7 protein-coding genes are annotated in these 8,580 nt (G+C 67.7%); 4 read left to right on the top strand and 3 right to left on the bottom strand.

Features of this window, described 5'->3' with window-relative positions:
• Both EB084_14130 and EB084_14125 read left to right on the top strand, forming a co-directional pair.
• Complete coding sequence (locus EB084_14130; protein NDD29395.1) at positions 1-1,356, top strand: ABC transporter permease; 1,356 nt, start codon at positions 1-3, stop codon at positions 1,354-1,356.
• Positions 1,337-2,512, top strand: coding sequence for a glycosyltransferase family 1 protein (locus EB084_14125; protein NDD29394.1), 1,176 nt, complete (start codon positions 1,337-1,339; stop codon positions 2,510-2,512). Before EB084_14130 ends, EB084_14125 begins: the two co-directional genes overlap by 20 nt.
• A gap of 7 nt (positions 2,513-2,519) precedes the next feature.
• Here EB084_14125 and EB084_14120 read toward each other — a convergent pair whose 3' ends face one another.
• Positions 2,520-3,521 (bottom strand): fatty acid desaturase, encoded by a 1,002-nt coding sequence (locus tag EB084_14120; GenBank protein ID NDD29393.1) that lies wholly within the window; start codon positions 3,519-3,521, stop codon positions 2,520-2,522.
• Between the two features lie 144 nt (positions 3,522-3,665).
• On the opposite strand from EB084_14120, the gene EB084_14115 reads away from it, so the two are divergent.
• Entirely contained in the window at positions 3,666-5,171 is a 1,506-nt protein-coding gene (locus EB084_14115) for a hypothetical protein (GenBank protein ID NDD29392.1), read from the top strand.
• A 47-nt stretch (positions 5,172-5,218) separates the two neighbouring features.
• Positions 5,219-6,994, top strand: coding sequence for a hypothetical protein (locus EB084_14110; protein ID NDD29391.1), 1,776 nt, complete (start codon positions 5,219-5,221; stop codon positions 6,992-6,994).
• On the opposite strand, the gene EB084_14105 is transcribed toward EB084_14110, so the two are convergent.
• Together EB084_14105 and EB084_14100 are read right to left on the bottom strand one after the other, a co-directional pair.
• Complete coding sequence (locus EB084_14105; GenBank protein NDD29390.1) at positions 6,986-8,086, bottom strand: inositol-3-phosphate synthase; 1,101 nt, start codon at positions 8,084-8,086, stop codon at positions 6,986-6,988. The genes EB084_14110 and EB084_14105 overlap by 9 nt on opposite strands.
• A gap of 76 nt (positions 8,087-8,162) precedes the next feature.
• Positions 8,163-8,580 (bottom strand): hypothetical protein (locus tag EB084_14100; protein ID NDD29389.1); only part of this gene is annotated, 418 nt, incomplete at its 5' end.

Raw genomic sequence — 8,580 nt, 5'->3', positions numbered from 1 at the left:
GTGCTGGGGCTGCCCTTCGTCATCGCGAACCTGCACATCGGCACCGTGATCGTCGCCGCAGCCGTCACGACGGGCGTGAGCGCGGTGGCGTGCGCCGTCATCTCCCGCGCGCACAGAGGTCAGCCAACGGCGTCGATGCTGGCCGCACAGGAGCCCGTGCACACGGTGCTGCGAGGCAGCCCGCTCTCTTTGCCGCGCTGGTTGGCGCCCCTCCTCTCGCTCCGGCTGCGCCTTGCGCTGCTCGGCCTGATGCGCCGCCCTGCAAGAAGCGCCCTGGTGGGGGTGGGGCTGGGCATCGCCGTGGCGCAGATGACCCTCATCGGCGCGCTGCTCGAGAGCCAGAGCGCCACCCTGGCCGCCTTCTTCGGTGGGGTGAACCGCTGGACGTTCTATGCCTCACTCGACGGTGACGTGACACTGTCTGCCCTGCCCCCCATCGACACCTGGCCGGGGGTTCGACGCGTGGAACCCGCCCTGCGCATCGTCACGCACGTGACCGTGGGTCAAAAATCAGTCACCATCCCGCTGCTGGGCCTGCCCCCCCATGCCTCGCTGGTGAGACAGATTGCGATTGACGGAACCCCGCTCGAGATGGGCGACGAGAGCCCGCTCTTTCTCACCCCCGCCGCCGTCGAGGCCCTCAACGCCCGTCCTGGCGACAGCGCCCGCGTCTCGCTGAAGCTCGACGGCAGGCAGGCCACCCCATCCATCCACGCGACGGTGGGTCCCCCCATCGACGACCCCATCGCCCTGATCTCCCGAGCCCCGCTGCGGACGGTGCACGCCATCGTGACCGCCGCGTGCGGCACGCCCACGAACCGCGTGAACGTGCTGCTCATCGAAGCCGACCCCGCACAGGCCGCGGACGTGCGCCGGCGGCTCGACCACCTCGCGTCGGTCGATCGGGTCATCGATCTCGACGAGGAGCGCAGCCAGGTCTCCCACCTGCTCTCGCTCATGGATGCATACGGCCTGGTCACCGCCCTCTTCGCCGGGGCGCTGGCCGTGGTGCTGGCGGGCTCGGCCAGCGCCATCGGGGTGCTCGAGCGCCGGCGCGAGCTCGCCCTGCTCGAGGGCATCGGACTGGAGCGACGCGAGATCGCGCACCTCATCACCCACGAGATGGTGCTGACCTGGCTCATCGTGCTCGTGCCCGGCATCGCTCTGGGTCACGCGGCCGCCCGCGTGGCCCTCGAAGCCTACCGCAACGATCTCGTGCATCTGCGCGCCGGGCTCTCTCCGGAACTGATCGCGGCGGTCTCGATGCTGACGCTGCTGCTCGGCCTCGCGGCGAGCGGGCCCGCGCTGCGCCTGCTGCGGCGAGAGCCCCTTCGCGATGCATTGGACGCGCTGTGACCAGGCCCCAGCGCGTGGACCTGGACGCGCCGTGACCGAGCCGCTTCGCGTGGCCCTGGTCTGCCCCTACGATCTCGACCGTCCCGGCGGCGTTCAATCACACGTGCGCGGACTGGCCCGCGCGCTGCGCGAGCGGGGGCACCACGCCGTCATCGTGGGGCCCGGGCAGGGAAGCACCACCGACGGCGCAGACGAGATGCGCGTCGGGCGCTTTGTCACGATGGGCCTGAGCGGTACCCAGATCGACGTGGGGGTGGTCACCCGCGCCGAGATGCACCGGGTGCGCGACGCACGGTTCGACGTGGTTCACCTGCACACGCCCTGGAACCCCTTCGTGGGCCTCCAGCTCTGGTGGGCCACGCCCGATGCCGCGCACGTGGCCACGTTCCACGATGCCCCTCCTGAGGGGCTGTGGGGCGCCCTGGCGGGACGCGTGCTCATGCCGCTGGCGGGACATCTGCTGTCTCTTGCCCTCGACGGCGTGATGGCCGTCTCATTGGTGGCGGCTCGCTCCCTGCCCTCGCGCCGGACGGTCATCGTGCCCAACGGCATCGATGCGGACACCCTGCAGCGCGAAAGCGCTGCAGCGCGCGAGGGGGTCATCTTGTACGTGGGCCGTCTCGAGCCGCGCAAAGGCGTGAGCGATCTCATCCGCGCCTTCGCCCTCCTCGCCCAAGAGCACCCGGGCATCCGGCTGGTCATCGCGGGAGACGGTCCCCTCGCGCCTGCCCTTCGGAGACAGGCGGAGGGACGTCCCGACATCGATTTCGTCGGGCCCGTCGATGACGCGCGCAAAGCGGCCTTGCTCGCCACGTGCCGCATCTTCTGCGCGCCCTCGCACCACGGGGAGAGCTTCGGCATCGTGCTGCTCGAGGCCATGGCCTGCGGCGCGCCGGTGGTTGCTGCAGCAAACCCCGGCTACCGCGCGGTGCTGGGCGACACGGGCCTGCTGTACCCGCCGGGCGATGTGGACGCGCTGCGCGCGCGGCTTTTGCGCCTGCTGTCAGACGAATCGCTGGCCCACGAGCTGGGCGCACGCGGGCTCGAGCGGGCTGGCGCGCACGACTGGTCTCGGCTGGTGGAACGGGTCGAAGAGGTCTATCGACAGGCGCTCAGATCACGACGCAGGTCTGATTCGCCACGCGCGCCGAGATGACCCGAGGTCACGACTCCCTTGTCACGCGGCTCCACAGCGAGATGCGCTCGTCGGTGAGGAAGCGCCAGAGCAACCTGCGCCACGATCGATGGAGGTGCAGGGTCAGGTAGGCCTCGGGGGCCGTGTCACGCACTGCCGGCAGACGGCTCCATGGCACCGCCGGGAAATCGTGATGCTCGTTGTGGTAGCCCACGTTGAGGGCCACGATGTTGCCACGCCCATAGTAGCTGGTGGTCTCCTGATCGTCTGCCTGCGTGGTGTAGTGCTCCTGAATCCACCGCGCCGCAAGCGGGTGCGGACCGATGGAGAACCAGAACGAGAAGAAGAGATAGGCCAGCGCGCGGGGTCCCAGCGCAACCACCACGACGAGGTCGAAGAGCGCAACCGCGGCCCAGTTCAGCAGCACGGCCGGCGTGATGAACCCGACCCCGCGGATGCGCAGCGGTCGCAGGGCCAGCAGCAGCGGCAGTGCGCACAGCCAGAGCGCTTTGCGCCAGGCCACGTTCCCCACCCAGCTCGCCTCGGCATGTGACGCCAGATCGGCATCGAGCAGCACGTCGCCCTGATGGCGATGATGCGCGAGATGATAGAGCCGGAACGACATGGCGCTGGGAACCGTGTTGGGAAGGTCAGCGAGCACGGCGCACGCCTGGTTCTGCCACCGACGGGGCAGAACCAGGTCGTGGGCGCACTCGTGGATGAGCACGTACAGCGCGTGATTGGCCACCGCGCCCATGGTCCAGGCCAGCCCGACGACCGCCCACCACGGCGCCTGCCTGCACGCAGCGGCCGCAACGACCTGGAGCGTCACGACCCCGATCACCAGCAGCACCGTTCGAGGCTCACGCCCGTAGAGGCGGCGCATCTCCGGATGCGCGGCGAGGATGCGGCGTCGGCGCGCGCGATGTGGGTCCGGCTCGCGGCTGCGGAGGAACTCGCGGCGCACGCGTTGCGCGCCAGCGTCTTGATCGTGCACGCCATCCTCCTCGAGATCGGGGTATTGGAGCATGCGCACGGGCTTCCTCCCTGACACAGGCCGCACTCATGCTGAACGCGATCTGGCAGGAAAGCACCGTGCGTCTGGCGAATCCCACAATCTCCTGGAACGTTGACCTCTCGCCACTGTGGCGCAGAGGGGAGAATCGAGGCCCACGTGCAGACTTCCCGATTTCGTCGCATCGGCAGACCCCTGCTGCTGGCCATTGCAGCGCTCATCACCATCACGCTCGTGTTCGTGGGCTGCGGCGGCAGCGGCTCGAGCAGCGGAGGCGGGAGCACGTTGACGAGCGCAGCCCCCGAGCGACCGACCTTCGGCTCGGTAGTGCTCGTGCCCAGCCTCGCCACGAGCAAGACAAATCAGGTTCCTGCGTCGGTGACCCAGTTCCGCATCAGCGGCTACGACGCTAACAAGACACTTGTCTACTCGGCCACCGTTCCGAAAACATCGCCCGTGACCCTGTCGAACGTGCCCACCACCACGGTGACGCTGCGCTACGAGCTGCTCGAGGGCAGCACCGTCGCGGGCAGCGGCAACTTCGCCGTGCAGGTGGAAGACGGCCAGACCACCACCGTCAACGATCCCCCGTTCACGATCGAGGTCACGGGCACGACCGCCCTGCTCAAGGCCGGTCAGCGCTACGAGATCACGGGTGCCGACAGCGGCACGGTCACGGGAGGCGTACTCAACGGCTATGTGGTGTTCGACGGTGCCGGCAACGTGACCAGCGGTCAGCTCACCCGCACAAACGTCTTCAACGTGCCCAACGCCACCACCGTGTTCAACATCACGGGCGGCACCTACCAGATCGCCTCGAACCGAAACTTCACCGCGTCGCTGAGCACCAGCCAGTACCCCCTCACCCTGAAGGGCCAGGTCTCCCGCTCTCCGGCGGGCGGCGCCATCTACAGCGCCATCTATGGCAGCGGCAACGGTGACGCTCTGAGCGGCATCGCCGTGGTGCAGATCGATGGCAGCGGCTTCTCCGCGGCATCGGTGAGCGGCCCCTTCGCCACCAACGCCTTCAATGTCGCGTTCAGCTCTCCCGCAGTGGGCTACGCCGCAGGCACGCTGGAATTTGACGGCGCAGGCCACGTCACGGGCGCCCTCAAGGGTGCCGCATGGTCGGGCACGTACAGCGTGACCTCCGCGGGCGCCGTCACTGCAAATCTCACCATCAACGGTGGGAGCGCCTTCACCCTTCACGGCGCAGTGGGCACCGACTCGGTGCTCACCCTCGCCGGTGCCACCGGCAACGCCAACCTCGACCAGTACTTCATGATGGCCAGCCCCGTCACGCTGAACGCGGCAACGGTGAACGTGCAGCCCACCATGTACACGGTGGGCATGCGCTCGCTGACCGGAGGCCTGGCAGGCCTCGCGTCGTTCAACGCCGGCAACAACACCATCACGGGCGGCTCGTACAACGAGTACGCCGCGCGCGTGGCCCCTGTGACCACCACGACGACCGACTTCCTGGGTGGCTCGTTCGCGGTGACCGTGGGAGGCCAGCTCAATGGCAGCCGTGACTCTTCGACGAATCCGCTCCAGCTGGTGGGAGGGGTGTTCACCCAGAGCCAGGCCGTGTTCTTCGGCGTGCTGGTGGGTGGCAATGGCGACCCCTTGCAGTTCAACCAGCAACTGATGATCCTCGCGCAGTAGGTAGCGCAGACAAGAGCCATCTCTCGCACCGAGGGGTGGCTCTTGTCATGTGGCACGCACCGTTGAGCCGCTCACGCCTGCCGGCCCCTCGCCTCTCACACGCCGTGCTGGTGGCGTTCTTCGTCAACCTCATCCCCACCGCGTCGATGGTGTTCGCGCAAACCTTCGATGCCGAGACCCACCTCTTCTTCGCCGACCACTACGCCAACGGATGGTTCGAGGGGTGGGAGCCCCGCTGGTACGGCGGCTTCTGGGTGTTCAGCTATCCCCCCCTGCTGCACCAGCTGGTGGCGCTCGTGGCGAAGGTCACCGATCTGGAGACGGCCTGCCGCTGCGTGCAGCTCGGCATTCTGACGGCCCTGCCGCTGTCGGTGTGGCTCCTGGCCGACGCGCTAGCCGACCGCGCAACCGCAGGCTGGGCCGCTGCGTTCGCCGTTGCTTCGGCGGGGGTCTACACGACGGTCTACTCGTTCGGGCAGCTCCCCACCATGGCCGCGCTGGTTCTCGCCCTCGCCGCAACGGCGTCACTGGCGCGCTACCTGTCACATGGGCGCGCCGTTGATCTCGTGGCCTGGACGGGTCTAGGAGGGGCATGCGTGGCCACCCACCATCTCACGGGCATCGTGGGGCTGCCCATGCTTGCTGTCACGGTTCTGCTGTGGCTGGCCCTTCGCCGGCACCGAGAGAACGACGCTTCGTTTGTCAGGAACGGCAGACAACCCCTGATCGCCGCGTTGACACTGGGTCTGGCCGCCGTCGTCGTGCTGGTGCCCTTCGTGTGGTGGTCGCATCATGGTCGGGTGATGCAAACCGAGATCCCCCACGCCACGCGAACAGCGTTTCTCTCCAACCCCGGGCTGCTCTGGCTTCTCGTTCCGGGAGAATGGGGGCCGCTTCCGCTGCTCGCCCCCGTTCTTGTGTGGGCTTGCTTCAAGCGACGTGAGATGTGGGCCTTCACCGCCCTCGTCGCGCTGCTGGCCACGCTCTCGCTGGGCCCCGCCTACACCTCAGTGCCAGGGTTGATGTTTCCAGGTCTGTCTTACTGGCTCACCTACGAGCGATTCGCCCTGTGGGGTGCGCTGGTCGCTCTTCTGCCGCTCGGCGCATGGGTCGCCCAGATAGCGCCGCGACCCCTGGCACTTGCGCTGCTGGCCCTGTTCGCGAGCGTGGCGCTGCAGGCAGCCACGTATACCACGCACGTGGTGCTGGTCAAGCGCCCAGCCCAGGCTGAACAGGTGACGACGGTGGCGAACTGGCTCTCGAGTCACGGGCGTGACCGCTGGCGCTATGTGACCTTCGGGTTCTCAGAGGGCGACATGCCGAGGCTGTCACGTATCAGCCAGGCGCAGACTATCGACGGAACCTACTTCACCGCGCGCCGCGACCCGCTGCTGAGCCGAAGCGGCATGGGGTGCGTCGACACCGTGGCCGAGCAGTCGAACGGCATGATGAACTACGTTCGCGTCATTCTCAGCCATCCCGAGCCGTACAGCCTGCGCTGGTCTGTGTGCGCATCGCCACAGTGCGCGCGTCTGCTTCAAAAGCTGCAGTGGCAGTGTCTCTACACTGTGAAAGATGGCCACACCGAGATCGTCACCCAGTCTGCCCACCCACCGGAAGACGGTCTCACCATCTGGGAGGCCCCCGCGCGATGCGTGGTGCCCGAGGTCTCGCCTGAGGTGCCCTCTGCCCCTGCCGTGCTCGCCCTCATCTGGGGCGTCGCACCCTTGTCGCTGCTCGTGCTGGGGCTCATCGCCGGCGTGCGCGCGTGGCTCGAAGAGCCCGTCACCACCACAGGCGTGCCCTCAGGCTCGTCATTGTGATGTGATGAAGGCCTCTGTTGCCTCCTGGGCCTCGGCGTCGCGCATCTGCCGGGGCGGATGCTTCATGTACCAGGCGCTGGGACCCAGCAATGCCCCCCCAATGCCCCGCTGCCGCGCCAGGGCCGCACAGCGGAGGGCATCAATGACGACACCCGCGCTGTTGGGCGAGTCGATGACCGACAGGCGCACCTCGATCTCGATGGGCTGGTTGCCAAACCCGAGACCCTCGAGACGAATGAAGGCCACCTTGTTGTCTCCCTGCCAGGCCACATAGTCTGAGGGTCCGATGTGCACCTGGTCTGGCGCGAGAGGCACATCGAGCTGTGACTGCACCGCGGCGGTCTTCGAGCGCTTCTTCGACTGCAGACGACCGCGATCGAGCATGTTGAGGAAATCGGTGTTGCCGCCCGTGTTGAGCTGATAGGTGCGCAGCGGCTTCACGCCGCGCTCGGTGAACATGCGGGCCAGCGCCCGGTGCAGCATGGTGGCGCCGATCTGGCTCTTGATGTCGTCGCCCACGATGGGCACCCCCGCGGCCTCGAAGCGAGCGGCCCACGACGGGTCAGAGGCGATGAACACCGGCATGCAGTTCACCATGGCCACCCGCGCCTCGAGGCAGGCTTCAGCGTAGGCGCGCACGGCCTGCTCAGCACCCACAGGCAGGTAGCAGACGAGCACGTCGGTCTTCGTCTCGCGAAGGCGCTGGGCCACATCGACCGACGGGCATGCGGCTACACGAAAGGCACGGGCCTCCGCGTGATCGGCCATGTGGGTGGCCACCCCATCGAGCACCGGCCCCATCTCGACAACCACGCCACTGCCGGGAAGAGACGCCTGAAACACGGGCGTGCAGTTGGGTGGTGCGAACACGGCCTCTTCGAGTGGGCGCCCCACCTTGCGCGCGTCGACATCGAACGCGGCCGAGAAGGTGATATCATTCACGCCCCATTCCCCGATTCGGGCATGCATGAGCCCCGCCGGAAGTGAGCCATCGTCAGGCGCCTGCGAGGACCCGCCGTAGAATGCCACGCCCTGCACCAGCGCACTGGCGCAGTTCCCGACCCCTGCAATCGCCACCCGAATCGATGTCATTGTGAAGCTCCTCGAGCGGCCTCGTTCGCTGCCGTGCATCGAGACCCTTTCCGCGCAGGGTCAGAGCAGCGCGCGCTCATGGGTTCACGCGATAGACGATGTAGTCGTCGTCATCCTCGATGACAGTCAGCGCCCGCTGCAGCTCGAGCTCACGCAGCACGCGGCACACCATCACGCGGTGCTGAACGTCATGCTGCTCCGTGAAGACGGGGGGCACGTACGCCTGGGTATGGTGCTCGTAGATCACAAACCGTACGTCTCGCTCCAGCAGCCATCGCGCAAGGGTCTCCGTGGGCACGGCGGGACGCTGCGGTGCCAGCAGCACCAACGGGCGCAACGGGGTCTGCTGCAGCACACCTGCATACCTGTCCGGCAGGAAGGCATCGTACCCGTTCACCGTCCGCTTGCCGTGGAAGGCCTGCAAGACCTGCGCCCGGCCATTGTGATTGGGCCCCGTGACCCAGGTCAGCGGCAGATGCAGCACCAGAAAATCG

It is taken from the genome of Pseudomonadota bacterium (genome assembly GCA_010028905.1).
Taxonomy (GTDB): Bacteria; Vulcanimicrobiota; Xenobia; order RGZZ01; family RGZZ01; genus RGZZ01.
This window is presented reverse-complemented; position numbering and strand designations above follow the sequence as displayed.

Bases quoted from the DNA above. Each gene is read 5' to 3' on its own strand.
- EB084_14125 (NDD29394.1), top strand. From the start codon at position 1,337: ATGCATTGGACGCGCTGTGACCAGGCCCCAGCGCGTGGACCTGGACGC.
- EB084_14120 (NDD29393.1), bottom strand. From the start codon at position 3,521: ATGCTCCAATACCCCGATCTCGAGGAGGATGGCGTGCACGATCAAGAC.
- EB084_14110 (NDD29391.1), top strand. From the start codon at position 5,219: ATGTGGCACGCACCGTTGAGCCGCTCACGCCTGCCGGCCCCTCGCCTC.
- EB084_14105 (NDD29390.1), bottom strand. From the start codon at position 8,086: ATGACATCGATTCGGGTGGCGATTGCAGGGGTCGGGAACTGCGCCAGT.